Below are 25,836 nucleotides of genomic sequence, written 5' to 3'. Positions count from 1 at the left end.
CGATGGAGCTATATCGTTTTGAGGTGGTGGCTGAAGAGAAAGTGATTCCAGTCATTATTGTTGCTGAAAATGAAGAAAAGGCGTTTCGGGCAGTTGAGGTAGAATTAGAAAAATATTTTTTACGATTACCTGTGATTACAGATATCACCTTATATGAGAAAAAGCGCATTCATAAAAGTGCTGGATATGTAATTTATGAGCAAGAAAATATTTCAATATAAGGCGTTCTTAATCTCGCTGTGAACAAGCAACGGTGAGATTTAACAGAGTCCATCATAAAAAGTGAGGGGAAGCGTGTGGGAAAGGTATATCTTGTCGGGGCGGGACCGGGAGATCCGGATTTGATTACTGTGAAAGGTTTAAAATGCATTCAGCAAGCGGATGTAATCCTATATGATCGGCTTGTGAATAAGGAGTTACTGACGCACGCAAAGCCCGAAGCGGATTTAATTTATTGCGGTAAATTACCCGATTATCATACGATGCAACAGGAGACAATTAATGCTTTTTTAGTAAAGCTTGCGAAAAAGGGGAAGGTAGTTACACGTTTAAAAGGAGGTGACCCGTTTGTATTTGGACGGGGGGCTGAAGAAGCAGAGGCGCTTGTGAAAAATGGGATTCCATTCGAAGTGATTCCAGGTATCACCGCAGGTATTGCAGCTCCTGCATACGCTGGTATTCCAGTTACTCATCGTGAGGCCGGAGCAAGCTTTGCCATCGTTACGGGACATCGACGTGCAGGTGCAGAGGAGCAAACGAAATGGGAAAGTTTAAAAGGGATTGACACGCTGGCGATTTATATGGGCATGAGTAATTTACCGTATATTTGCGGACAGCTCATCCATCATGGAAAAAGCGAACAAACGCCGGTGGCTTTGGTGGAATGGGGTACAACTGAAAAGCAACGTACAGTCACAGGAACGCTTGGTACAATTGTCACAATTGCCCAAAAAGAACAGGTGCAAAATCCAAGCATGATTATCGTGGGGGAAGTAGTGCGCTTTCGTGAAAAGATTAAATGGTTTGAACAGCCGCTTCCGTATGCAAGAGAGGCGTTTTAAATGCAAGCTGTCTTATATGTATGCCATGGAAGCAGGGTAAAGGAAGCTAATGAACAAGCACGTTTTTTTACTGAGCAAGCGATGAAGCTTGTGAATGCCCCGATACAAGAAGTGTGTTATTTGGAGCTAGCTGCACCTTCGATCGCACAAGGATTTGCTACGTGTATCACAAAAGGAGCGACACGAATTGCTGTTGTACCTGTTTTATTGCTAACAGCTGTTCATGCAAAAGAAGATATTCCCAATGAGCTGCTTTATGTCAAGAGGCAGTATCCGAACGTTACAGTGACGTATGGAAAACCTTTTGGTGTTCATAACAGTATTATAGATATTTTGCTAGAGCGTATTGATGTAAACCAAGCTGGAGAGGGGGCACGAGTGCTACTAGTAGGGCGTGGCAGCAGTGATACGGATGTGAAACGTGATATGAAACAAATTGCGCAACTTCTAGAAGAGGCTCACCCATTTCAAAGTGTAGAGATCTGCTTTTTAGCCGCCGCCGAGCCGCGCTTTGAGGAAGCGATCAAAACTGCAGCTGCAACGCAAACACAACTGTTTGTTGTGCCCTATCTCCTTTTTACAGGGCTGTTAATGAAAGGAATGGAACGAGAAGTTCAGCGCTATGGTAATCACGTTGTACTCTGTTCGTACCTTGGCTATCATACACATCTGCAACAGATTTTAGCAGAACGAGCGAATGAAACGATAAGGGGTGAGGCTTTTGTATCCAATTACAGTCCGTATGGAAGGTAAGAAAGTAGTGGTAGCGGGCGGGGGGAAAGTAGCTTCCTTTAAAATTCGCCCGTTGCTTGAGGCGAAAGCAGATGTAACTGTAGTTAGCAACGAACTTTCTAGTTCCATCAGAGAGTTAGTGGAGGCTGGCTGTGTACACTGGATTCAAGGAACATATGAGCGAAACGATTTTAAAGAGGCGTTCTTGATCATTGCAGCAACAGACGATAAAGATCTGAACATTCGAATTGAACAAGAGGCGAGTGAATATCAACTTGTGAATGTAATTACAGATCCCGAGCGCGGCAATTGTCATTTTCCAGCAGCGCTAAAACAGGGAAAGCTACTTATCGCAGTATCCACGGGTGGCGCTAGTCCGAAGCTTGCAAAGCATATTCGCAATCAGTTACAGGAACACTATGATCACACATATGAACCGTACTTGGAGTTTTTAAACGAATGTCGTATGCTTATTAAAGAGCGCTATGAAGCAAAAGCAGTAAGACATCAATTATTGGCGGAAATCTTAGAAGATGAGTATCGTTTATCACGTCAAAAGCAAGAACAGTTTAAAGAGCGTATCATACGCGAAACCGTTGATTTACGGTAAAGTGTGTAACACAAAGTGCCTATAAACATGGCACTTTTTTTCATTTTGTAGTAAGTTTGTATAGAGAATATATGAGCGACAGATGTAGGGGGGATAGCATGAAGATTCGTAACTCAGCAAAAGCTATCATTATCAAAGATAATCATTTGTTGGTGATACAAAAGCGGGACACCGATGGGGACTTTTATTTATTGATTGGCGGCGGCCAGGAGTTTGGAGAAACATTGCACGAAGCGGTACAGCGAGAGTGCATAGAAGAAGCTGGTATTGAAGTGAAGCCGGGTGATTTGCTATTTGTGCGAGAATATATTGGCAAGTTTCATGAACATGCTGCTTTTGATTCGCATTTACATCAGATGGAGTTTATGTTTTGGTGTGAAGCATTGACGGAGCCTAATAAAGAAAAGGCATCACAACTAGATGAGGGGCAGATTGATGTTGTCTGGTTACCACTTGCCGATATTGAAAAGTATCGATTTTATCCACAGGAATTACGAGCTTCATTACGCCAGCGCTTTTTAAATGAAGACGCCGGACGTGTGTATCTCGGCAGTATCAACTGATACATAGTAGTAAAACGGAATAGTAAAGTGCTTGTTTGTATACACTGATAAAAAAAGATAAGGAATGATTTTGATGCTTCGAAAGGCAATAATAGCGCTTGTGTTATTAGCTATGGCAGGATATGCAGGATACCAGCAGTTTACGAAAGACAAGCTAGTAAAACAAACAATCCAGGCAGAAGAAGCGATGGCAACCGCCGGACCAGAAATCGGTAAGCCAGCTCCGGATTTTGAACTGCAGGCACTAGACGGTTCGAAAGTGAAGCTCTCTGCATTAAAAGGTAAAAAAGTAATTCTTAACTTCTGGGCTACTTGGTGTCCGCCTTGTAAAGAAGAAATGCCAGATATGCAGAAATATTATACTGCTCATCAAAATGATGTAGTGATTGTAGCTGTCAATTATACTGTATCGGAGCGTGCGAACGGACAAGAGAAAGTTCGTACCTTTGCTAGCGAAAATGGCTTAACCTTCCCGATTTTACTTGATACCCAATCTACTGTCAGCAATACATATAAGGTAATTAGCCTACCGACTTCGTATTTTGTTGATGAAAAAGGGATTGTGCGCCAAAAGTATATCGGACCAATGTCTGAAGCTTTTATGGAACAAACCATTAAAAACATGCAGTAAAACCTGTGCTAGCACAGGTTTTTTTATTTTGCTCGAGTAAACGAAGAGGAGAAACAAGAAACAGAAGTAAAGTATATATAGAAGCATGCTCTTGTCTATCAAACATTCATCCTGCACCCCTATCGTACCTTGACAAAGATGACTGTTGTTTCAAAATTCATTAAAGTTTAGAATGTATTCGTTTTTATTGGAATTGTATCAAAAATCGGATTAAACTTACTTATTTTGTCCATACTAGCAAAAAAGTGATGGAAAGGAATGATTGTATGCGTCGCAGTAGAAGAAAATCATTTGAAGAGCTAGTGATGGAAAATAAATTGGAATTGATGAGGGATAGCGAGGCAATTGAACGGCTTGAGGACCGTTTAGAAGCGAGACTTGAAAAGCGCCTCAAACAAGCGGAATAAGGAAGAAGCCCCTTAGGTCATACTAGCTATGAAGGGGTGATAAAAATGGGAAATCCAAAAAAACATTCAATGCATTATACACCAAATCATATCGGTACAAATACACGCGAAGCCGGTGGAAATAAAGGGAAGCAAATGCAGGATAAAACAGGAAAACAACCGATTGTTGATAACGGTTAACGTAAAAAGAGGCGAAACTTCGCCTCTTTTTACGTTCATTGTATAGTCTTTTTTATTTTAAGCACAATAACGATGTATTCTATTACTAAGGAGGATCACAATGGAGAATTACAAAGCGAACCCGGATGATAGAAGCGATAACGAAGTAAAACTGCAAGAAATGGTACAAAATACAATTGAAAATATGCATGAAGCAGAAGAAGCTGCCCGCTTTTCTAATGAACAAGATTGCGCTGATATTGAAGCGAAAAATCAACGCCGTTTAGAGAGCATTGAAGCGATGCGCAATGAAATCAAGGAAGAAGCAGCGTATAATAATAAGCAACAATGATAAAAAAGCTGACGACTGTCAGCTTTTTTGATTTAGCCTTTTTTGTTAATCGTAAAATTTTCTGCCAATAAGCGACTGTTTTGAGGAAATGGTAGGCCGATTTTCCAATAGCTTATGCCACGTAGGCCTTGTTCCTTTATTAGATTGAATTTCGCCTGCAAGGAACGAACGTCTTCAAACCAAACCTCGTGTTCTTTCCCATCTTTCACATAGTGGAAGGTTGGTGCCTGTGCTCTGTAATCATAACGAATGGGAACGTTATTGTTGCGAGCGATTGCTACAGCTGCAACAGAGCTGACAGCTTGTGCTTTCCCTCCAGCTTTGTATGGAAGTGTCCAATCGAAGCCGTATAAATTTTGCCCTAATACGATTTTATTGGCTGGCATTTGTGTTTTTGCGTATTGAATAACTTCTTTTACAGGTCCGATTGGTGATACCGCTTGTGCAGGTCCTCCTTGCCATCCCCAGTCATAAGTCATAATGACAACAAAATCAACGATAGTTCCATGTGCTTTATAATCCAATCCTTCATAGATGGCGCCTTTTTGGTCAGATCTTGTTTTAGGAACGAGAGTTGTGCTTAATGTATAGCCTTCAGGCAAACGCGTTTTGACATTGCGTAAAAACTGATTGTACGGTTCTCGATCCTTGGGAGCGACATTTTCAAAATCAAAATGCACATCACGCATGTTATATTTTTGAGCAGTTGTAATTACATTTGTAATAAATGTATTTTGTAGGGAAGGATTATTAAAAATTAGTGATGTTACTTCAGAACTAAAATTGCCGTTCTCCAAATTGGTAATGACCAACATCGGAATGACACTGTTTTGCATGGTAATATTTAGAACAGCTTCTAGACTCACCGGCTCTTTCAAAGTACCATCTCGTTTTGCTTCAAAGCTGAAATATGCTAAATAGGTCAGGTTAGGACTGATGGCTTTTGTTGCGCTCAGCAAGCTTTCTTTAATGGGTACCGTTGTAGGCTGTAAATATGCGATAGGCTCAATGATTCGCTTTTGTCCTTTTGGGATATATAGCCGCTGATTTTCTAGAAGCATTTTATTGAGTGATAAATTGTTCACTTTCGCAAGTGTTTGTAACGGGACATTGTAAGTAAGTGCAATCGTATACAAGCTATCGCCTGGTTGGACATAGTATACGTTTCCTTTTGTGTTAACGAGCAACGCCTGCCCGATGACGAGTGGTGCACTCGCGTTCAAACCATTATCCAGGACGATTTGTTCGATGGTTGTACCGTACTGCGTTGCCATCTTAAATAACGTATCGCCTCGTTTTACAACTGCAATTTGAATCATACAACCACTCCTTATTGGAAAAGATGCATTGTTTCTATTTTATTTTGCAGAGGATTGTATTATGATAGTGTACATGGAAAGAACAGCCAAAAAGGAGCTTTTATTATGCATGTATCTGAACATATCATCGATATTCGTTACGCGGAAACTGATCAAATGGGCGTGGTATACCATGCCAACTATGTAATTTGGCTTGAGTTGGGTCGTACCAAGCTGATAGGAGATTTAGGTTTATCGTATATCCAAATGGAGCAAGACGGAATTGTGTCACCTGTTCTTGATTTGCAAGTTACATATAGGAAGGCAATGCGATACGGAGAGAAAGCTATTGTAAAAACATGGATTGAAGCTGTGAATCCACTGCGAGTTGTGTATGGATATGAAATCTTAAACGAAAAAGGCGAGCTATGTATTACAGCGAGCACAACCAATATTTTAGTGAAAAAAGATACGTTCCGTCCGGTGTCATTTAAAAAGTTGTACCCAGATTGGTATGAAATTTATGTACGCGAGCAAAAGAATGAGAACATAAATTAAGCAAAGAAGCTGTATGTACAGCTTCTTTTTTCATATCTACATACTGGACTTGCATAAAGTAAGGTGGGGGGGAGTAGTGTGAGGAAGAGAATACGTTTGGTTTCGCTAACAGGAACGCTCTTAACGATACTGTTTATTACAGTGTTTGGATTTCGTGCTGCGCATCATAGTATGGCTGCATTTCAAAATGAAGCTCATCCGTATCGAGTAGATGTTGTGGAAGAAATGTTTCAGGTTGAATTACAGGGCTTCCGATCTTATACCTTTAGTGAGCTGATAGATCGAAGCGTGGAGGAGCCGGAATTACTATCGTTGCTTGCAAGCGTATCGAGTATTTGTGTCAAGGGATGTGAGGAAGAGCCCATTGTATTTATGAAACTTAACAAGGGCTATGTTGTGTACGAGCAGGATGGGGAAGCAAAATTACTTCAGGTGCATCTGAGCAACGATGGATGGAAGGAGCAAAAGTAAAACGCGGCACTTTCGCCGCGTTTTACTTTTGCTTTGTTAAGGTTGTTTGTTAATTATCAGCAAGCTTTATTTTTCGTAATGAAAAGTAGGTTCTTCTTCTCCTTGTGTATATGTAATTGATAAGTTATGACCGTCAAAATACCACTCATCGTCCGCTTCCACAAAGAAAGTGAGTCCTTCTGCTTGTGTGCTGGCAGCCATATGCTGAGGAAGGTCTTTTCGAATACCAAGAGATAAGCCTTTTTGTACTGTACTGCAACCGCCGTATTGTACAAAAAAACGAATTTGATCACCTTCGTTTAAAAGCATTTCGCGCTTATACCAATTTGCTGCGTCATTTGAAATTGAAATGTGCATAGTGAATTCCTCCTAGTTCGTCACCTTAAGTATAGAGGATGTACAGGCAACTCGCTATCAATATGCTTAGAATTTCACTTTTGGCTCTGTTTTATTGATAATTCGTGAAATATTAGCACGATGGCGATAGATTACAAATACAGCAAGTACTGAAATTGCGATTAAAAATGGCGTATCGTCTACAAATAGGGCAGCAATCACACCAATTATGGCAGTGAGCATAGAAGATAACGATACGTATTTCGTTGTAAACAACAAGCTTAGAAACACAATTAACAAAATAACAAAAACAACAGGTTGACAAAACAGCAATACACCAGCAGATGTTGCAACAGCTTTACCACCGCGGAAGTTAGCAAATATGGGATACATATGTCCGATTACCGCTGCGATTCCAAACCAAAGAGGATTCCACTCCAGTCCGAATAGAATCGGTAAAGAAGCAGCCATTGTTCCCTTTAAAATATCTCCGATGGTTACAATAAAGCCCGCCTTTTTTCCGAGTGTACGAAATGTATTCGTACCGCCGAGGTTGCCGCTACCATGTTGACGAATGTCAATGCCATAGCCTACTTTTCCGACAATCAAGGCAAACGGAATGGAACCAAGCAAATATGCTGCTACAAACAATACGTATGTAAGCATAAGTCCATTCTCCTTTAAAAACATGATAAAAAATAATAAATATTGCTTGTCCATTGTATCATAACCAGAAGAAGCAATGTAAGAGAAGAGTATCTTTTTATATAGAATTCTTATTGTCATTGTACATGGACAAGTAGGAAAATGAGTATCCTCTGATACACCTGCTCATACAGTAGGTGGTTTCGGTACCATTTTATATCCAGTGCCGCTAGATTAGAATGTATATGTTGTGGTCAAGCCAAAAATGCCTGCTTAATCGGTAGTTTTAAACCTACAAAATGTGTTTCATATGGTATGATATGAAAAACAAACAATAGATAAAGGATGGGATATTGCTATGAATAAAACGGTGCTGCTTGTGGAGGATGAACAGCGCCTGCGCGAAATTGTCTCGGATTATTTTTCGAACGAGGGATTTACAGTCGTAGAAGCAGAAGATGGAAAGCAAGCGCTGTCCCAATTCGAGGCACATAATATTGATTTAGTAATTCTCGATATCATGTTACCAGAAATTGATGGATGGTCTGTATGCCGTCGTATTCGAAAGGAGTCAGTTGTTCCGATTATCATGTTAACAGCACGTGCGGACGAGGAAGATACACTACTTGGTTTTGAGCTCGGTGCGGATGAATATGTAACAAAGCCGTTCAGTCCAAAAGTATTAGTAGCGCGTGCAAAAACATTGTTAAAGAGAGCGGAAGGTTCACTTGGGCAGGAAGAACATATGTTGTCTTTGAGCGGTATTGAGGTAAACAAATTGTCGCGTACAGTATCCATTGAAGGAAATGAAGTGATACTAACCCACAAGGAATTTGAGCTTCTTTTATACTTTATGGAAAATAAAGGAATCGTTTTATCGCGGCAACACTTGTTAAATCAGCTTTGGGGCTATGATTATTATGGCGATGACCGTACGGTGGATACACATGTAAAGAAACTGCGAAATAAGCTGGGAGACAAGGCACATCATATTATTACTGTTATTCGTGCTGGTTATAAATTTGAAGAATGAATGGGGAATAATCTATAATAAAACTAAAATTTCTTGTTGAAATTCACGATAATTTCACAGCGAATACACAGTAGTGTATTACACTGAGTTTACTTACAAGAAAGGGGCCAGTAGAATGGGATATTATGACGAAACTGATATGACAAGATACGAGAAACGAAAAGGCAGCAAAAAAGGCTATTTCTTTACCGGCCTGGTCGGAGCGGTAATTGGGGCAGTAGCTGTTACAGCGGCAGGGGTGTATATGCCAGGAGATGAGGGTGTACAAAATATACAGCAATCGGAAGGTACGGTTGTACCGGTTGTGCAAAACATGAAAGCAACTGATATTGCTGGTATGGTGGAAGGTGCCAAGGATGCAGTCGTAAGTGTAATGAAATATCAAAGCAACGATCCGTTTTCTAATAGGACACAGGCAGCTGGTACAGGATCAGGTGTTATTTATAAAAAGGTTAATAATAAGGCATTAATTGTTACCAATAATCATGTTGTTGAAGGTGCGAAGCAACTGGAAGTTGTACTCAGTACCGGTAAAAAGTTAGAAGCAAAACTTGTTGGTACAGATTCTTGGCTGGATTTGGCTGTTCTTGAGGTGGACGGAAGTGAAATTACCAAAATCGCTACGCTCGGCGACTCAGATAAAATCCGAGCAGGAGAGACTGCTGTTGCTATTGGTAGCCCACTTGGATTTGCTGGTACTGTGACAGAAGGGATCATTAGCAGTAAAGATCGTGAAATACCCGTAGACATTAATGAAGATGGTAACCCGGACTGGCAGGCACAGGTAATTCAAACAGACGCATCTATTAATCCGGGCAACAGCGGTGGCGCATTGCTGAGTGCAAACGGTGCAGTAATTGGGATTAACTCTAGTAAGATCGCGCAACAAGAAGTAGAAGGAATCGGCTTTGCAATTCCTGTGAATGTTGCAAAGCCAGTACTGGAATCAATTGAGAAATATGGAAAAGTACAAAGGCCTTTTATGGGCATTCAGCTTAGGTCTTTAGATGAAATATCGAGCTACGGACTGTCACAACTAAACTTACCAAAAGATATAACTGGTGGTGTTGTTGTAATGGCAGTTACACCGGATTCGCCTGCGGCAAAAGCGGAGCTAAAGGATTTGGATGTAATTGTGGCGTTGGACGGACAAGCGATTAGCAATGCGGTACAATTCCGCAAACATTTGTATGATAAGAAAAAAATCGGCGAATCTATGAAAGTGGAGTTTTATCGTGCAGGACAAAAGCAGGAGAAAACAATTACGCTTGATGTGAATGCAGAATAGGTAGAGTGGAGGCAGATTATATGTTCAAAAACCCAACGCGAGAGGAAATTGGTCGTATTTTAAAGCGAAGCAAGCGTATTGCGGTTGTTGGTCTTTCTGATAATCCGGAACGTACATCGTATATGGTATCCAAAGCCATGCAAGATGCTGGGTACAAAATTATTCCAGTCAATCCGAATGCGGATATGATTTTGGGAGAAAAAGCAGTAAAGTCATTAACGGATATTGAAGGTCACGTGGATATTGTAAATGTGTTTCGTCGTTCTGAGCACCTATTAGGCGTTGCTCATGAGTTTATGAAGATTGATGCTGATGTGTACTGGGCACAACTGGGCCTGCAGGATGAGGCAACGTACGAATTTTTAAAGGAAACAGGACGAACAGTTATCATGGATCGCTGTATTAAAGTGGAGCATGCTTTAACAAAGTAGTGGAGAATACAAACTTTTTTCGCGGTTGTTTATGGGGTGTGATTTTGGTCGCACCCTTTTGGATTTTTGTGATTTGGCTCATGAGTAAAATGTTTGGAACTTAAGTATAAATAGAAAAAGTAATATTCATTTTAGAAGAAAAGCAGAACGTGAAGTTTGTAGCTATGATATGACTAGGGCTTACGAAAAGTATGTGTTGAATTAAATTATAAGTACCTAGTCAGTCGTTCTTTCGTTATTGTTTTTTTGTTATTTATCATTATAGAAAAACCCCATAAACTTATATAGGTCATCTTAGTTAAGATTGACAAACGTATCTTTTTTTGGAATAGTAGCGTAGAGGAATCCTTGTTATACACAAGGATTTTTCTGTTCAACCTTGTATATTACTAATATATACGGCAGTCAATTAAGATAACATTTTGAGACATATTGGCACACAACCTATGGATGCATGCTTGTCAGAAACGGATAAGCTATGTTATAAAAGAAACATATGTTCTTGTTTTCGGAGGAAAGGAGTAAGCACTTTGGCAAATATACAATATAATGAAGATGCAATTCAGGTGCTGGAAGGACTGGAAGCTGTACGAAAGCGACCTGGTATGTACATCGGTAGCACTGATAGCAGGGGATTGCACCATCTCGTGTATGAGATTGTAGATAACTCTGTAGATGAAGCTTTGGCCGGATTTGGCAATGAAATTAAAGTTATTATACATAAAGATAACAGTATTAGCGTGCAGGATAAAGGACGTGGGATGCCGACTGGTATGCACCGCATGGGAAAACCGACACCGGAGGTTATTCTTACCGTACTGCATGCGGGTGGTAAATTTGGACAAGGTGGTTATAAAACGAGTGGTGGCTTACATGGTGTAGGTGCATCTGTTGTAAATGCACTGTCAGAATGGTTAGTTGTAACAATCAAACGCGAGGGCTTTATATATGAGCAACGCTTTGAAAACGGCGGCAATCCGGTCACCACACTGGAGAAAAAAGGAACGACGAAACAAACCGGAACAACAATCCATTTTAAACCAGATTCCCTCATTTTTAGTACGACCAATTATAACTATGAAACTTTAAGTGAACGTTTGCGCGAATCGGCCTTTTTGTTAAAAGGCATGAAAATCACTTTAAAAGATGAGCGCAATGATTTAGAGGATGTCTTTCATTACGAAACGGGTATTCAAGCTTTTGTCTCCTATTTAAATGAAGAAAAAGACGTCCTTCATCCTGTTGTCTATTTTGAAGGTATGCAAAATGAGATTGAAGCAGAAGTTGCGTTTCAATTTAATGACGGATATTCCGAAAATATTTTATCGTTTGTCAACAATGTGCGTACGAAGGATGGAGGTACACACGAAGCGGGCTTTAAAACGGCTTCGACTCGTGTATTTAATGAATATGCACGCAAAATGGGACTTTTGAAAGAGAAAGATAAAAACTTAGAAGGCTCTGATATTCGAGAAGGCATTTCTGCTATTATATCAACTCGTATTCCGGAAGGATTATTGCAATTTGAAGGGCAGACAAAAGGTAAACTTGGAACAAGTGAGGCTCGCTCTGCTGTAGACGCAATTGTTTCTGAGCATTTAGCATATTTTTTAGAAGAAAATCCAGAATCAGCAAACTTATTAATTAAAAAGGCTATCAAAGCATTTCAAGCGCGTGAAGCTGCTCGAAAAGCACGTGAAGAGGCTCGTAGCGGTAAGAAGAAAAAACGTTCTGAAACATCGCTGAGCGGTAAATTGACACCGGCGCAATCACGCAATCCGCAAAAAAACGAGCTGTACCTTGTGGAAGGTGATTCCGCAGGGGGGTCGGCTAAACAAGGACGTGATCGTCGTTTTCAAGCAGTCCTTCCTTTGCGTGGAAAGGTCATTAATACTGAGAAAGCAAAGCTCGCAGATATTCTGAAAAATGAAGAAATTAACACGATTATTCATGCTATCGGCGGGGGTGTTGGTGTGGAATTCTCAGTGGAAGATATCAATTATGATAAAGTTGTTATCATGACGGATGCGGATACGGATGGAGCGCATATTCAAGTATTGTTGCTCACATTCTTTTATCGCTATATGAAGCCTTTAATTGAAGCGGGGAAGGTATTTATTGCATTGCCGCCTCTTTATAAAGTGAGCAAGGGTACCGGTAAAAAGGAAACAATTTTATATGCTTGGTCAGATGAAGAATTGCAGGTAGTAATCAAAAAAATAGGTAAAGGTTATACAATTCAGCGCTACAAAGGTCTTGGTGAAATGAATGCCGATCAGCTTTGGGAAACTACAATGGACCCGGAAACACGCACGTTGATTCGTGTTAAAATTGATGATGCAGCTCGTGCAGAGCGTCGCGTGACTACGCTCATGGGTGATAAGGTCGAGCCGCGCCGTAAATGGATTGAACGTAATGTACAGTTCGGATTGCAGGAAGAAGGAAATATTTTAGAAAATGAAATGATTACAACGGAGGTGGAGTAACATGCAAGTAGAGAAATTTCATGATCTACCTCTTGAGGACGTGATTGGCGATCGCTTTGGTCGATATAGTAAATATATTATTCAAGACCGTGCATTGCCTGATGCACGTGATGGATTAAAGCCGGTGCAGCGCCGTATTTTATATTCAATGTATGTAGAGGGCAATGTACATGATAAACCGTACCGAAAAGCAGCTAAAACAGTCGGAAATGTTATTGGTAATTATCACCCGCACGGTGATACATCTGTGTACGAAGCGATGGTTCGCTTGAGTCAAACTTGGAAAGTTCGTAACGTACTCGTTGAAATGCATGGCAATAACGGCAGCATCGACGGCGATCCCGCGGCGGCAATGCGTTATACAGAAGCTCGTTTGTCGCCAATTGCGTCTGAATTGTTACGCGATATTGATAAACAAACGGTAGAATTTGTTCCAAATTTTGACGATACAAGCGAAGAGCCAATTGTATTGCCTGCAAGTTTTCCAAACTTGCTCGTGAATGGCTCTACAGGTATCTCCGCCGGGTATGCAACGGAAATTCCGCCGCATAACTTAATCGAGGTTATTGATGCTGTGATGATGCGTATTGATCGACCTGATTGTACGGTAAGTGATCTTATGCAGGTAATGAGCGGTCCTGATTTCCCGACAGGAGGAATTATCCAAGGAATGGAAGGTATTAAACGCGCGTACGAAACAGGTCGCGGTAAAATGATTATTCGGGGAAAAGCGGTCATTGAGGATATGCGCGGCGGCAGGCAGCAAATCGTCATTACAGAAATACCTTATGAAATTAATAAAGCCAATCTTGTGAAAAAGATGGATGATTTACGTATTGAAAAGAAGCTCGAAGGTATTGCAGAGGTACGTGATGAAACAGACCGTACTGGTCTTCGCATTGTAATTGAATTGAAAAAGGAAGCCAATGCAGAAGGAATTTTAAATTATTTATACAAGTCTACGGATTTACAGGTACCGTATAATTTTAATATGGTTGCTATTCACAATCGTCGCCCCAAATTGATGGGATTACTGCAAATATTAGATGCTTATATTACACATCAAAAAGAAGTAGTAACGAATCGATCACGCTTTGATTTGAAAAAGGCGGAGGATCGTCAACATATTGTGGCTGGTTTAATGAAGGCGCTGTCTATTCTAGATGAAGTCATCGCAACGATTCGTTCCTCAAAAGATAAACGAGATGCAAAGGATAATTTAATTGCAGCATTTGCGTTTACCGAAGCGCAAGCGGAAGCGATTGTGTCTTTGCAATTGTATCGCTTAACAAATACTGATATTACTGCCCTGCAAAAAGAGGCGGATGAACTCGCCAAGAAGATTCATGAGTTGCAGACAATTATTGGAAGTGAAAAGAAATTGTTGCAAGTTATTAAAACAGATTTAAAACGCGTCAAGAAAAGCTATGGTGATGAGCGTAGAACAATGGTTGAGCGTGATATCCAAGAAATTAAAATTGATATGGAAGTTATGATTCCGCAAGAAGATGTTATAGTTACAATCACAACAGAAGGTTATGTGAAGCGGACAAGCTGGCGCTCACATAATGCGTCCAACGGTAAGGACTTCGGTATGAAGGAAGGAGACCGTTTGTTGGCCCGGTTTGACTGCAACACGACAGATACACTGCTTTTGTTTACGAACAAAGGAAACTATGTATATTTACCGGTATATGAAATGCCGGATATTCGTTGGAAAGATTTAGGGCAATATATTACAAATATTGTCGCATTAGAACGGGATGAAGTGTTAATTGAAGCTATTATTGTTAAAAATTTTGAAGAAGATCAGCGCTACCTTGTATTTACGACGCGAAATGGTATGATTAAAAAAACAGAACTGAAGCAGTATAAAGTGCAACGTTATTCTCGAGCACTTGTTGCGGTAAATGTAAAAGGTGATGATGAGGTTGTAGCTGTAAAGCCAACAGACGGTACAAGCAACATTATTTTGTTCACGCACGGTGCCTATGCACTGCGTTTTCATGAGGAAGAAGTAACACCAATTGGCGTGCGAGCAGCGGGTGTAAAAGGAATCAATTTAAAAGATGGCGATTACGTTGTGCAAGCCGTATGTGTAGCTGATGATGAATATGTAACAGTGATTACACAGCGCGGTGCCTTTAAAAAGATAGCGGTAAAAGAAATTGATTTATCGAATCGTGCGAAGCGAGGTCATTTAATTTTTAAAGAAGTGAAAACCAATCCCTATTATATCGTGGGGGTGTGTGTAATGAGAGAACAGCAAGTATTATATGTAAAGCTTGCAAATAATGAGATAGAGGAAGTAGCAACAGCGCAGTTGAAACCACGCGATCGTTACAGTAACGGTAGTCCTCTTGTCGACAGTGGCAGCAATGCTGTTTTAGAAGTTTGGTTGGAAAATCGATAATAGAAATTAAGACTTGTTGTTGATTATGAATACGAGGTCTTAATGCAATCAACTAAACAAGAAATATTTGAAGTAGGAGCATTTCTAACAATATGTAGGAATGCTCCTTTTTTGTTTCTTTTATAGCTTTTATAAAGATTGACTTTGATCATTGGGATGTCTTAAGGAGAGTAAAAGGAGTGACTTTCATAGAAAGCAAACTCCAGCAGCTAAAATTAACAAGGAGCACTTATAAAGTCTTTGTATAAGTATGCAAAAAGAAATGAAATTTCATTTCGTTAAATAACCTTTATGGATAGACGCGATTTATATAGAACAACAAAAAATAGTGTTGCACTTTTTAAAATTTCACACACTGTATGTCTAAATTTGTATAAAAATATAGGATTGTACATTTCTACAAATTCACTTATTATTTAACTAAATATTTTTAATATTTAAAAAATAAGGAGGAACTTCAGTGACGTTAAAAAAAGGAATGGCACTAGTTCTGTCTACATCCCTATTTATGGGTATATTGGCAGGGTGCGGCAGCAAACAATCGGAACCGACAGCAGGAACATCGGGAAGCGGAGATAGCAAGGTAATTAAAATTGTGACGCAGTCTCCGTTATCCGGCGCCTCAGCTACACAAGGAGAAGCTATTAAGCTTGGTGCACAATTGAAACTGGAAGAACAAAAAGAAGAATTTAAAAAACTAGGATTTGAGTTACAGCTTGTTCCGTATGACGATCAGGCTGACCCGAAAAAAGGGGTTGCCAATGCGCAGCTTGTCGGGGCTGACAAAGCTGTTCTTGGTGTTGTTGGCCACTTGAATTCGGGGGTTGCGATTCCATCCTCTGAAGTATATGAGAAAAACAATCTTGTTATGGTTTCTCCGGTAAATACAGCAACAGATGTAACAGATCGAAAACTGAAATCGGTTAACCGTATTTGTGCTCGTGATGATTTCCAAGGACCTGCGGGTGCAACTCATGCAGTTAAAACATTAAATGCGAAAAACATTTTTGTGATTGATGATAAAACAGCATATGGAACGGGTTTGGCTAAAGCGTTTGAGCAAGCTGTCGAGAAAGAAGGCGGTAAAATCCTAGGTCACGAGTCTATTACAGTGGGAGAAAAAGATTTTAATGGGGTATTGAATAAAGTGTTGGCAAAGAAGCCGGATTTAATTTATTTTGGCGGTTTGTACGCTGAAGCGGGTCTTTTGGTAAAGCAAGCGCGTGATAAAGGTTTGGATATCCCAATTATGGGTGGAGATGGCATTGATTCTTCCTCCCTAGTAGAGATTGCGGGTACCACAATCAAAAACACATACTATACCTCTATTGCAGCTGACCCAATGAAGTCAGAATCAGGAAAAAAGTTTGCGGAAACTTACAAAAAGAAATTCGGTAAGGAAGTAGAGGGGTATTCCGCTTACGGATATGATGCGGCAGGGGTTCTTTTAGAAGGCTTAAAAACAGCAATTAAGGATAACGGCAATAAATTGCCTACGCGCGAACAAGTTCGTGATGCGGTTCGTAAAACCTCTAATTACGAGGGCGCAGTAACAAAGGTTGGATTTGATGAAAAAGGTGATAACAAATATTCCAAAGTATATATTTATAAGTTCAATGAGCAAAAATACCCAGGTAAACAAGAGGGGGAAATCGAAAACAAGTAGTGCACAAGTGCGAGGTGCTGCCTCGCACTTATTTTGTGTAGATATCCTAAGAGTTGAAATTTGTCGAAAAGCCTTTTTTAGAAAAAGGTTGTCATTTGTCGAAAAATTATTTAGTATCTTATTAAAATATTATAAATTTTCTAAATTTTATATAAATTCAATTATGCCCTGCATAAAAGCATAAGTAACCTTTCTAACATATCAAAACCAGAAATGAAAGTGCGCGATTCGTTCATCGGATATTCATGATTTTAGCTAGTGCAAGCTTCTTATAACTTCTGACCGCATCTTTCTTTCTCAACTAAAAGAATGTTAGCTCGTCTACTTGTACATATAGCAGCATGATTGGAGTTTATATAGATATACCCCAAGACTTAGATACTTTTATGAAAGAGAGGGAAATGCATGCTAACAGAAATTTTGCACACGTTGCCGCAAGTCTTGCTTGACGGTCTCACACTGGGTGCTGTTTATGCCATTGTCGCTTTAGGTTATACAATGGTATACGGAATTTTAGAGCTCATCAATTTTGCTCATGGTGAGATCTTTATGACAGGTGCCTTTATCGGTACTGCAATTTTCTTGACAATGACAGGATTAGGAGTGATGGGCGCAATGCCAGCGCTATTGGCTCTTGTTCTAGTTCTTGTTGTAACATCTGTACTAACAGGCTTTCTTGGAATGGGAATTGAGAGGGTTGCTTATCGTCCGTTGCGGAAAGCTCCTAAACTCATCACGTTAATCACAGCAATTGGGGTATCTTTCTTACTTCAGGACTTAGTTCGTTTTATCGCAGAACTGAAAAAGGGAAATTATATCATTACAGGTCCTAGTTTATTTACAAATCAAGTTACTGTTGAAGCATCTTCTCTTTTTTCGACATTTAACAATGCGCAACTCAAGTCATCTTCAATTATTCTCATTGTTACAGCCATTATCATGATGTTTGCTTTAGACTTTTTCATTAATCGCACAAAATGGGGGATGGCGATGCGTGCCGTAGCGCAAGATCGTGAAACCGCCGCGTTGATGTCCGTCAATGTAAACAAGGTAATTTCTTTAACTTTCTTTGTTGGATCGGCACTTGGCGGTGCGACTGGCGTCTTGTTTGCAGTACAGTATGGTACGATTGATCCTTATATTGGTTTTATTTTAGGGTTAAAAGCATTTACCGCAGCAGTGCTTGGCGGTATTGGGAATATCCGCGGCGCGATGTTTGGAGGCATTTTGCTAGGGTTACTAGAAATGTTTGCAGCAGCGAATCTGTCCATTCTCTCAGGCGGTGTCCTTGGAGGAGAATATAAAGATGTATTTGCATTTGCAATTTTAATTTTGGTACTGATTTTCAAGCCGGAAGGTATTTTTGGAAAAGCAGTTACAGAGAAAGTGTAGGTGAGAGAATATGTTGACAAACCTAAAGGAAAATAAGATGCTACAGGCTGTGTTTCTTGCTGTATATGTACTCGTTACATCTTTAAGTCTCTATTTTGCTCAAAAATCCGTTACTGCATTTTTACTTCTATTGCTTTCTCTTTTACTATTATACTTCACGAGATTTTCTGGGAAGGTGAAATGGTTGATTGGTTTGTTCGTCATGGTGATATTATTGCCGTTTTCAGCGAATGGAGGTCCTTCCTACGAGGCGTATATGGAAGTGGCGACATTGGTTGGTATTTATGTGGCAATGGCGTTAGGTCTTAATATTGTAGTTGGCTTTGCAGGTCTTCTCGATCTTGGTTTTGTTGCTTTCTTTGCTGTAGGAGCCTACACGTATGGTATTTTTGCAACGGCGCAGGCCAATAATTTTATGCCATTCGGTCAATACCCATTGTCGGGTGAAAGTTTTTGGATTTTTATTCTGCTCGGTTGCTTAATGGCAGCTATTATGGGCGTACTTCTCGGTATTCCTGTTTTACGTGTAAAAGGAGATTATTTGGCAATTGTAACCCTTGGATTCGGTGAAATTATTCGCATTGTATTTAATAACTTGGACAAGCCGGTTAACATTACAAACGGTGCGATGGGGTTGTCCTCTATTAAATCACCTGAGCTATTCGGTATGACGCTGAATAATTCCAGTCAATTTTACTATATTGTCCTGGCCATCCTGCTTTTTGTTATATTCGGTGTAAGACGGTTAGAGTATTCTAAAATAGGTCGTTCATGGAAAGCGGTTCGGGAAAATGAAATTGCTGCGCAGGCGATGGGGATTCATCTAGTGCGTACGAAACTTTTAGCATTTGCAATTGGCGCTTCATTCTCCGGTATGATGGGTGTCGTATTTGCAGCTAAGCAAACCTTCGTAGATCCGACTAGCTTTACATTGCTTGAATCCATTACCATCCTAGTTATGGTGATTTTAGGCGGTATGGGCAGTGTACCTGGGGTTATTCTCGGTGCTGCGGTTATGACAATTTTGAACTTGCAGGTGCTCACAGAAATTACAAACTGGTTAAATCAATTGAGTATGAATGGTGTATTAACCATTCCGGATGCTCTGTCACCTGCAAAAATGCAGCGATTCATCTTTGGTGGCATTCTCATTTTATTTGCATTGTATCGTCCGCAAGGCTTAATTCCTGCGAAAAATCGCAAGCTGAGCATAGCAGAGGTTACAGATGATATACCGCCAAAATCCAAAGAAAAAGCGTTCGGCGCGTAAGGAGGGATCAATATGAATATTTTAACAGTAAAAGGCCTAACAAAGCGATTTGGCGGTCTAACTGCAGTCAAAGATGTTGATATGACAGTAAAGCGCGGGTCTATTACAGCGGTTATCGGTCCAAATGGCGCCGGCAAAACGACTTTTTTTAATATGATTACTGGCGTATATAAGCCAGACGAAGGTGAGATTAGTCTTGGCAATTATGCGCTTGTTGGATTGAAACCTCATGATATTTCTAAATGCGGTATTTCGCGTACCTTTCAAAATATTCGTTTGTTTAATGAAATGACGGTTCTGGAAAACGTTATGGTGGGCTTTCATAATCATTTAAAAGGTACATTCCTTGGTACACTTTTGGCATTGCCGCATGTTAGAAAGGAAGAAGCGGATGCGAAAAAAGAAGGCTATCGCTTGCTTGAATATGTAGGGCTGGCGGAATTTTTTAATGAAGAAGCGCAAAATTTATCGTACGGTGCACAGCGTCGCCTTGAAATTGCCAGAGCACTGGCGACAAAGCCAAAGTTGTTGCTACTTGATGAACCTGCAGCAGGTATGAACCCTAAGGAAACAAAGGAACTTACGGACTTAATTTATCGTATGCGAGAAGAACTTGATGTAACAATCGTACTAATTGAACATGATATGAAGCTTGTTATGGAAATTTCTGAACATATTGTAGTACTCGATCACGGCGAGAAAATTGCAGAAGGAAAACCTGTTGAGATTCGTAACAACCGAAATGTGATTGAAGCGTACCTTGGAAAAAGTGCCGTGGTTGCGAACGAGGGGAGGGGACAGAATGTTAATTGAACTCAAAGATATTAATGCGTACTATGGTGGCATTCATGCCCTAAAGGGTCTTAATGTCCGTGTAGATAAAGGAGAGATTGTAACACTTATCGGCAGTAATGGTGCGGGTAAATCAACAACGCTTAAAACAATTAGTGGGCAAGTTATACCAAAAACTGGACAAATTATCTTTGAAGGAAATGATATTACAAAACAGCCACCTCATGTTACTGCCATATCTGGTATTGCTCATGTTCCAGAAGGGCGCCGCATTTTTCCACGACTTACTGTTCGAGAAAATTTAGAAATGGGAGCATTTTCGGTAAAAGATAAAAAGGTGATTGGTGAAAGAATGGAACGGGTTTTTCATTACTTTCCACGCGTAAAAGAACGCATAAATCAGTTAGGCGGTACAATGAGTGGCGGTGAGCAACAAATGCTTGCAATCGGTCGTGCATTAATGAGTGGTCCTCATTTATTAATGCTCGATGAGCCGTCCATGGGACTTGCCCCAATTGTTGTAGAACAAATTTTTGAAATTATCCATGAACTTAATAAAGAAGGAATGACCATTTTACTTGTTGAGCAAAATGCGTATCAAGCTTTACAAATTGCGCATCGGGGATACGTCATTCAGACCGGCGAAATCAAAATGGTCGGTGAGGGTCGTGTACTTATGAACGATGATATTGTAAAAGAAGCGTATTTAGCATAAAAGAAAAGAAGCTCCAAGGAGCTTCTTTTCTTTTATGAAAGTCTTTGTTAAAGTTCTCTTTACCCATAGAAAGCTTTAGCAATATCTAATGAAAAAGTAAAACTTTACAAGATTAAACCGTCATAATCGGTATCACCGCTACTAATTTGGTCAAGATGCGCTCGCACGTACTGTTGTATGTCTGGAGAGATTGGATTGCCGGGCGCATCTGGTGTGTAGTCTATAATGCGCCAGTTTCAGAATGACGTAAACGTGTAACGCGCTGTGTCCCGATAAAATGGGAGAATAAAGTTTCGTATGCCATAATATCACCTACTTTTTTCTTAGCTTCTTGTGAGCAAAAAAATATGTACGGGTAATATTGGGAAACTCATTTCGTTTCTTGTGCCCAATGCTCGGCAATGAAGGCGTCGCGACCGGATTCAACACGCTCTTGTTTATATTTTTCTGGATTCTTTTTATAGAAGTGCTGATGATATTCTTCGGCTTCGTAAAACGGAGAAGCGGGTAAAATTTCTGTTACAATGGGCTTGTTGAATTGACCACTGACAATTAGTTCTTGTTTAGACTTTTGAGCGGCTTGTTTTTGCTTGTCATTGTGATAAAAAATAGCAGCACGATATTGCGGACCGCGATCAAAAAACTGACCTTCCGCATCAGTCGGATCAATTTGGGGCCAATATAAAGATAATAACTTTTCATAAGGAAATACATCGGGGTCAAATGTAATTTGTACAACTTCATAATGACCTGTTGTACCGGTTTTTACCTGTTCGTAAGTTGGATTTTCTACATGTCCCCCGCTGTAGCCAGAGACTACGTTATGAATACCTGGTAGTTCATCAAAAGGTTTTACCATACACCAAAAGCAGCCACCAGCAAATGTTGCGAGTTCGTATTGTTTTGTCATCATCCTCATCCTTTCATTAAAAAAATCCCTTCTTCATGAGCGAAGAAGGGATTTTGCGTCCAAAGTCTTCTTCTTATCTTGCAGGATTACCTGCCGGAGTTGGCACCTTCCATAACGGGGTTGCCGAGGCTTTAACGGGCCGATCCCTAGACCTCTCTGGATAAGAATTATGTAAGCTTTATTATATAAGATACATGCAGTAAGTACAAATTTTTTTGCACATACTAACAACAAATTATTTGATTGCAGTTGTTTAAAGAGGTAACGCCCTTCACTGCAAGAAAAAATTAGATCACGGAGGAATGAGTATGAGGCAAAATAAAAGTGGTGTGGAAATAGAAGGGATAGTGTTGGTAAATGGCGATGAAGGGGAAGTTTCTCACGAGGAATTTTTGCAGGCCTTTACCCAATTTGTAGAACAACAAGGGTGGATTTTTGCTGGTGCTACCAAGCAAAGTCGACCTCAATAATTGAAAAACGTAGGAAAATGTTTGTTTTTTTCGTAATATAAAAGAAAAAGGTAAAGGGTGAAGAGTATGAAGGGAAAAACTATTCTAATTACAAGTGGCGGTTGCTTAGAAAAGTGGGACAATGTGCGCGGTCACACAAATATGGCGAAAGGAACGATTGGAAGCTTATTGGCAGAAGAAGCACTGTCTCTTGGTGCACGTGTCATTTACTTACATGGGTATTTCGCTAAAAAACCAGTAGTAAAAACCGGACAACTTTTGCAAACATGTACGTTTGAGGGAATTTTAGATTTGAGTGACAAAGTCAAAGAGATTGTTACAAATGAGCGTGTGGATGCTGTGATTATGGCAGCTGCAGGGTCTGATTGGATTGTCGACAAGATGGTGACACCAGCTGGTGAAGAATTACCGAATAAAGGTAAAATTTCTAGTGACCACCCACCTATTATTCACTTTAAAAAAGCACCTAAAGTGATTAACTTTATTAAAGAATGGAGCCCAGCATCACTTTTGGTTGGATTTAAACTAGAAAGTGATGTAGAACGAGAAGTGTTGTTAGAAAGAGCAAATCTTCGTATGAAAAGTTCGAGGGCAGAACTTATGGTGGCAAATGCATCCGATTCACTGTATACAACTGAAGCAGTTCATTACATCGTAGACAAAGAGGGACATGTAACGATGTGTGAAGGAAAAGAAGAAACTGCAAAGCGCTTGCTACAATGCATTGCAGAGCATCTTTCCATGTTTAGTTATACACTATAATCGTGTGCAACATTATCAATTTTAAGCTTTTTTTGAGATATATATTGTGCAATAAAAGTTGGTTTGATATAGTATGTACTTAGAAAAAGCTAGTAATCTTTACGGGAATATGGGGATTTCAGGGAGAAGGGTTCAAAGGCGGGGCTGCATTCAGCTTTTCACAAATTGTTATGTTCGGGTGATTAAAAATGCAAACAGAAGAACAATTACTGGTGAAAATCGGGAGCACGATTAAATCAGAAAGAATGAAGAATGGGTTGTCACAAGCGGATTTGGCGGAGCAGTCTAACCTTCATAAAAACTTCATCGGTATGGTGGAGAGAGGGCAGCGTGGTGCAACTATTGCATCCTTGCAAAAAATCTGTTTGGCGCTTGGTATCAGCTTAGGTGAATTCTTTCAATCTCTTAATTTGTAATGATCTTCTCATGAAATGAAAAAAGACGTTGATAATCAACGTCTTTTTTCATTAGCAAGTACCACTCTAAGGTAGAGAAAGGCTTTGCTCTTTCTTCTCCTTGCTATACATGGTATAGTAGAATGTATGTGTAGATAAAACGATTTGGAGGAAATGAACATTGATTCAAGTAAGTAATGTAAGTTTAAGATACGGAGATCGTAAATTGTTTGACGATGTAAACATTAAGTTTACACCAGGGAATTGCTATGGTTTAATTGGTGCAAATGGTGCCGGAAAATCTACGTTTTTAAAAATTTTATCTGGCGAAATTGAACCTAATACAGGCGACGTGATTATCACACCAGGCGAACGCCTAGCTGTATTAAAGCAGAACCACTTTGAATACGAAGAGTACCAAGTGTTGCAAACAGTTATTATGGGACATGCTCGCTTGTATCAAGTTATGCAAGAAAAAGATGCGATTTACATGAAAGAAGACTTCAGTGACGAAGATGGCATGCGCGCAGCTGAACTAGAGGGCGAGTTTGCTGAAATGAATGGTTGGGAAGCAGAAGCAGATGCAGCAATCTTATTAAAAGGTTTAGGTATTGATGAAGATCTTCACTACAAAACAATGGCTGAACTTACGGGCGGAGAGAAAGTGAAAGTGTTGCTTGCGCAAGCATTGTTCGGTAAGCCAGATATCCTTCTTTTGGACGAGCCAACGAACCACTTGGACATTAAAGCAATTCGCTGGCTAGAGAACTTTTTAATGAATTTTGAGAATACAGTTATTGTCGTTTCCCATGATCGTCATTTCTTAAACAAAGTTTGTACACATATGGCCGACTTGGATTTCGGACGTATTCAAATTTATGTAGGTAACTATGACTTCTGGTATGAGTCTAGTCAGTTAGCATTAAAGTTGGCACAAGATGCAAATAAGAAGAAAGAAGAAAAAATTAAAGAACTCCAAGGCTTTATTGCGCGCTTTAGCTCTAACGCATCTAAAGCGAAACAAGCGACATCACGTAAAAAGCTTTTGGATAAAATTACCCTTGATGATATTCGTCCGTCTTCTCGCCGCTATCCTTTTGTTGGATTTACACCAAACCGTGAAGTAGGAAATGATTTGCTTCGCGTAGAAGGATTGACAAAAACAATTGACGGTGAAAAGGTATTGGATAATGTCAGTTTCACTGTAAATAAAGGAGATAAAATTGCGTTCGTGGGTCGCAACGAAGCTGCAAACACAACGTTATTTAAAATTTTGTCCGGTGAAATGGAGCCTGACGCAGGCACGTATAAATGGGGTGTGACAACGAGTCAAGCATATTTCCCTAAGGATAACTCCGAATATTTTGAAGGCAGTGATTTGACGCTTGTAGAATGGCTTCGTCAATTTTCGCCGCAAGACGAGTCGGAAAGCTTTTTACGTGGTTTCCTTGGTAGAATGTTATTCTCCGGTGAAGAAGTATTGAAAAAAGCAAGTGTCCTTTCCGGAGGAGAGAAAGTTCGTTGTATGTTGTCTAAAATGATGCTAAGTGGTGCAAATGTTTTGCTGTTTGATGAACCGACAAACCACTTGGATTTGGAGTCTATTACAGCTCTGAACAACGGTTTAATGGCGTTTAAGGGTACAATTTTATTTACATCACATGACCATCAGTTTGTAGAGACAGTTGCAAACCGCATTATTGAAATTACGCCAAGTGGTGTGATGGATAGGCAAACGACGTATGATGAGTATTTGGAAAATGAGGAGTTACAAAAACGCTTGGAAGAAATGTATGCTTAAATAAAAAACTTGCGCAATCGCGCAAGTTTTTTTGTTTGGATAAAGGCACTTTGTTATATTGGTATGTATTTGAGTAAAAAGTTTAAATTGTACTACAAATTTGTTTGAAACATTTCAAATACCTCTTGTCTAATTTGTATTAATAATATAATATTTAAAATATTCAGAATAATATTACTCGGGGGGTAC

29 protein-coding genes and 1 riboswitch are annotated in these 25,836 nt (G+C 39.9%); of the genes, 25 read left to right on the top strand and 4 right to left on the bottom strand.

Features of this window, described 5'->3' with window-relative positions; genetic code table 11:
- The first annotated feature begins 2 nt into the window (after positions 1-2).
- The 9 genes from MUG87_RS03655 (at position 3) to tlp (ending at position 4,515) form a co-directional block, all read left to right on the top strand.
- Positions 3-221, top strand: a complete 219-nt coding sequence (locus MUG87_RS03655) for a DUF3906 family protein (protein WP_247085620.1) — start codon at positions 3-5, stop codon at positions 219-221.
- Positions 222-296: 75 nt separating this feature from the next.
- Entirely contained in the window at positions 297-1,061 is a 765-nt protein-coding gene (gene cobA, locus MUG87_RS03650) for a uroporphyrinogen-III C-methyltransferase (protein WP_247085618.1), read from the top strand.
- Entirely contained in the window at positions 1,062-1,814 is a 753-nt protein-coding gene (locus MUG87_RS03645) for a sirohydrochlorin chelatase (RefSeq protein WP_247085616.1), read from the top strand.
- Entirely contained in the window at positions 1,783-2,403 is a 621-nt protein-coding gene (locus MUG87_RS03640) for an NAD(P)-binding protein (protein WP_247085614.1), read from the top strand. The genes MUG87_RS03645 and MUG87_RS03640 overlap by 32 nt, the downstream gene beginning before the upstream one ends.
- Before the next feature lie 98 nt (positions 2,404-2,501).
- Positions 2,502-2,966 (top strand): NUDIX domain-containing protein, encoded by a 465-nt coding sequence (locus tag MUG87_RS03635; RefSeq protein WP_247085612.1) that lies wholly within the window; start codon positions 2,502-2,504, stop codon positions 2,964-2,966.
- A gap of 73 nt (positions 2,967-3,039) precedes the next feature.
- A complete protein-coding gene (locus tag MUG87_RS03630; RefSeq protein ID WP_247085610.1) occupies positions 3,040-3,597 on the top strand; it encodes a peroxiredoxin family protein in 558 nt (185 codons plus the stop codon).
- Between the two features lie 266 nt (positions 3,598-3,863).
- Positions 3,864-4,004: an FbpB family small basic protein gene (locus MUG87_RS03625; RefSeq protein WP_247085608.1), complete on the top strand. Its 141-nt coding sequence runs from the start codon at positions 3,864-3,866 to the stop codon at positions 4,002-4,004.
- Positions 4,005-4,049: 45 nt separating this feature from the next.
- On the top strand, positions 4,050-4,184 hold the full coding sequence (locus tag MUG87_RS03620) for an acid-soluble spore protein N (RefSeq protein WP_124563031.1): 135 nt from the start codon (positions 4,050-4,052) through the stop codon (positions 4,182-4,184).
- A gap of 100 nt (positions 4,185-4,284) precedes the next feature.
- On the top strand, positions 4,285-4,515 hold the full coding sequence (tlp, locus tag MUG87_RS03615; RefSeq protein WP_247085606.1) for a small acid-soluble spore protein Tlp: 231 nt from the start codon (positions 4,285-4,287) through the stop codon (positions 4,513-4,515).
- Between the two features lie 32 nt (positions 4,516-4,547).
- Here tlp and MUG87_RS03610 read toward each other — a convergent pair whose 3' ends face one another.
- Positions 4,548-5,834 carry a glycosyl hydrolase family 18 protein gene (locus MUG87_RS03610; RefSeq protein WP_247085604.1) on the bottom strand — a complete coding sequence of 429 codons (1,287 nt, stop codon included), beginning with the start codon at positions 5,832-5,834 and terminating at the stop codon, positions 4,548-4,550.
- Between the two features lie 105 nt (positions 5,835-5,939).
- On the opposite strand from MUG87_RS03610, the gene MUG87_RS03605 reads away from it, so the two are divergent.
- Both MUG87_RS03605 and MUG87_RS03600 read left to right on the top strand, forming a co-directional pair.
- Positions 5,940-6,371, top strand: coding sequence for an acyl-CoA thioesterase (locus MUG87_RS03605; protein ID WP_247085602.1), 432 nt, complete (start codon positions 5,940-5,942; stop codon positions 6,369-6,371).
- Positions 6,372-6,449: 78 nt separating this feature from the next.
- A complete protein-coding gene (locus MUG87_RS03600) occupies positions 6,450-6,842 on the top strand; it encodes a hypothetical protein (RefSeq protein WP_247085600.1) in 393 nt (130 codons plus the stop codon).
- Between the two features lie 66 nt (positions 6,843-6,908).
- Here the strand turns inward: MUG87_RS03600 and MUG87_RS03595 are convergent, their stop codons facing one another.
- Together MUG87_RS03595 and plsY are read right to left on the bottom strand one after the other, a co-directional pair.
- Entirely contained in the window at positions 6,909-7,199 is a 291-nt protein-coding gene (locus MUG87_RS03595) for a HesB/YadR/YfhF family protein (RefSeq protein ID WP_247085598.1), read from the bottom strand.
- Between the two features lie 66 nt (positions 7,200-7,265).
- Complete coding sequence (plsY, locus tag MUG87_RS03590) at positions 7,266-7,868, bottom strand: glycerol-3-phosphate 1-O-acyltransferase PlsY (protein ID WP_247087482.1); 603 nt, start codon at positions 7,866-7,868, stop codon at positions 7,266-7,268.
- Positions 7,869-8,181: 313 nt separating this feature from the next.
- Between plsY and MUG87_RS03585 the strand changes: the two genes are divergently transcribed.
- The 10 genes from MUG87_RS03585 (at position 8,182) to MUG87_RS03540 (ending at position 21,309) form a co-directional block, all read left to right on the top strand.
- Positions 8,182-8,856 (top strand): response regulator transcription factor, encoded by a 675-nt coding sequence (locus MUG87_RS03585; protein WP_247085596.1) that lies wholly within the window; start codon positions 8,182-8,184, stop codon positions 8,854-8,856.
- Between the two features lie 115 nt (positions 8,857-8,971).
- A complete protein-coding gene (locus tag MUG87_RS03580) occupies positions 8,972-10,144 on the top strand; it encodes a S1C family serine protease (RefSeq protein WP_247085594.1) in 1,173 nt (390 codons plus the stop codon).
- Between the two features lie 20 nt (positions 10,145-10,164).
- Complete coding sequence (locus tag MUG87_RS03575; RefSeq protein ID WP_247085592.1) at positions 10,165-10,575, top strand: CoA-binding protein; 411 nt, start codon at positions 10,165-10,167, stop codon at positions 10,573-10,575.
- A 530-nt stretch (positions 10,576-11,105) separates the two neighbouring features.
- A complete protein-coding gene (parE, locus tag MUG87_RS03570) occupies positions 11,106-13,061 on the top strand; it encodes a DNA topoisomerase IV subunit B (RefSeq protein WP_281503674.1) in 1,956 nt (651 codons plus the stop codon).
- Between the two features lies 1 nt (position 13,062).
- On the top strand, positions 13,063-15,474 hold the full coding sequence (parC, locus tag MUG87_RS03565; protein WP_247085590.1) for a DNA topoisomerase IV subunit A: 2,412 nt from the start codon (positions 13,063-13,065) through the stop codon (positions 15,472-15,474).
- A gap of 460 nt (positions 15,475-15,934) precedes the next feature.
- Positions 15,935-17,140 carry a branched-chain amino acid ABC transporter substrate-binding protein gene (locus tag MUG87_RS03560; RefSeq protein WP_247085588.1) on the top strand — a complete coding sequence of 402 codons (1,206 nt, stop codon included), beginning with the start codon at positions 15,935-15,937 and terminating at the stop codon, positions 17,138-17,140.
- Between the two features lie 405 nt (positions 17,141-17,545).
- Positions 17,546-18,532 carry a branched-chain amino acid ABC transporter permease gene (locus MUG87_RS03555; RefSeq protein WP_247085586.1) on the top strand — a complete coding sequence of 329 codons (987 nt, stop codon included), beginning with the start codon at positions 17,546-17,548 and terminating at the stop codon, positions 18,530-18,532.
- Positions 18,533-18,542: 10 nt separating this feature from the next.
- Positions 18,543-19,802 carry a branched-chain amino acid ABC transporter permease gene (locus MUG87_RS03550; RefSeq protein WP_247085584.1) on the top strand — a complete coding sequence of 420 codons (1,260 nt, stop codon included), beginning with the start codon at positions 18,543-18,545 and terminating at the stop codon, positions 19,800-19,802.
- A 12-nt stretch (positions 19,803-19,814) separates the two neighbouring features.
- Positions 19,815-20,615 carry an ABC transporter ATP-binding protein gene (locus MUG87_RS03545; RefSeq protein WP_247085582.1) on the top strand — a complete coding sequence of 267 codons (801 nt, stop codon included), beginning with the start codon at positions 19,815-19,817 and terminating at the stop codon, positions 20,613-20,615.
- Positions 20,605-21,309, top strand: a complete 705-nt coding sequence (locus tag MUG87_RS03540; RefSeq protein WP_247085580.1) for an ABC transporter ATP-binding protein — start codon at positions 20,605-20,607, stop codon at positions 21,307-21,309. The genes MUG87_RS03545 and MUG87_RS03540 overlap by 11 nt, the downstream gene beginning before the upstream one ends.
- A 370-nt stretch (positions 21,310-21,679) precedes the next feature.
- On the opposite strand, the gene msrA is transcribed toward MUG87_RS03540, so the two are convergent.
- Entirely contained in the window at positions 21,680-22,222 is a 543-nt protein-coding gene (gene msrA, locus MUG87_RS03535; RefSeq protein ID WP_247085578.1) for a peptide-methionine (S)-S-oxide reductase MsrA, read from the bottom strand.
- Positions 22,223-22,289: 67 nt separating this feature from the next.
- A riboswitch (SAM riboswitch) is annotated at positions 22,290-22,386 on the bottom strand.
- Positions 22,387-22,527: 141 nt separating this feature from the next.
- Between msrA and MUG87_RS03530 the strand changes: the two genes are divergently transcribed.
- From MUG87_RS03530 to MUG87_RS03515, 4 genes are all read left to right on the top strand, one after another.
- Entirely contained in the window at positions 22,528-22,689 is a 162-nt protein-coding gene (locus MUG87_RS03530; protein WP_247085576.1) for a hypothetical protein, read from the top strand.
- A 66-nt stretch (positions 22,690-22,755) separates the two neighbouring features.
- Entirely contained in the window at positions 22,756-23,451 is a 696-nt protein-coding gene (locus MUG87_RS03525; RefSeq protein ID WP_247085574.1) for a phosphopantothenoylcysteine decarboxylase domain-containing protein, read from the top strand.
- 188 nt (positions 23,452-23,639) lie between these two features.
- Positions 23,640-23,867, top strand: coding sequence for a helix-turn-helix domain-containing protein (locus tag MUG87_RS03520; RefSeq protein ID WP_164464169.1), 228 nt, complete (start codon positions 23,640-23,642; stop codon positions 23,865-23,867).
- A gap of 160 nt (positions 23,868-24,027) precedes the next feature.
- A complete protein-coding gene (locus tag MUG87_RS03515; RefSeq protein WP_247085572.1) occupies positions 24,028-25,647 on the top strand; it encodes an ABC-F family ATP-binding cassette domain-containing protein in 1,620 nt (539 codons plus the stop codon).
- Positions 25,648-25,836 lie beyond the last annotated feature (189 nt).

The organism is Ectobacillus sp. JY-23, from assembly GCF_023022965.1.
In the GTDB taxonomy this organism is placed as follows: domain Bacteria; phylum Bacillota; class Bacilli; order Bacillales; family Bacillaceae_G; genus Ectobacillus.
This window is presented reverse-complemented; position numbering and strand designations above follow the sequence as displayed.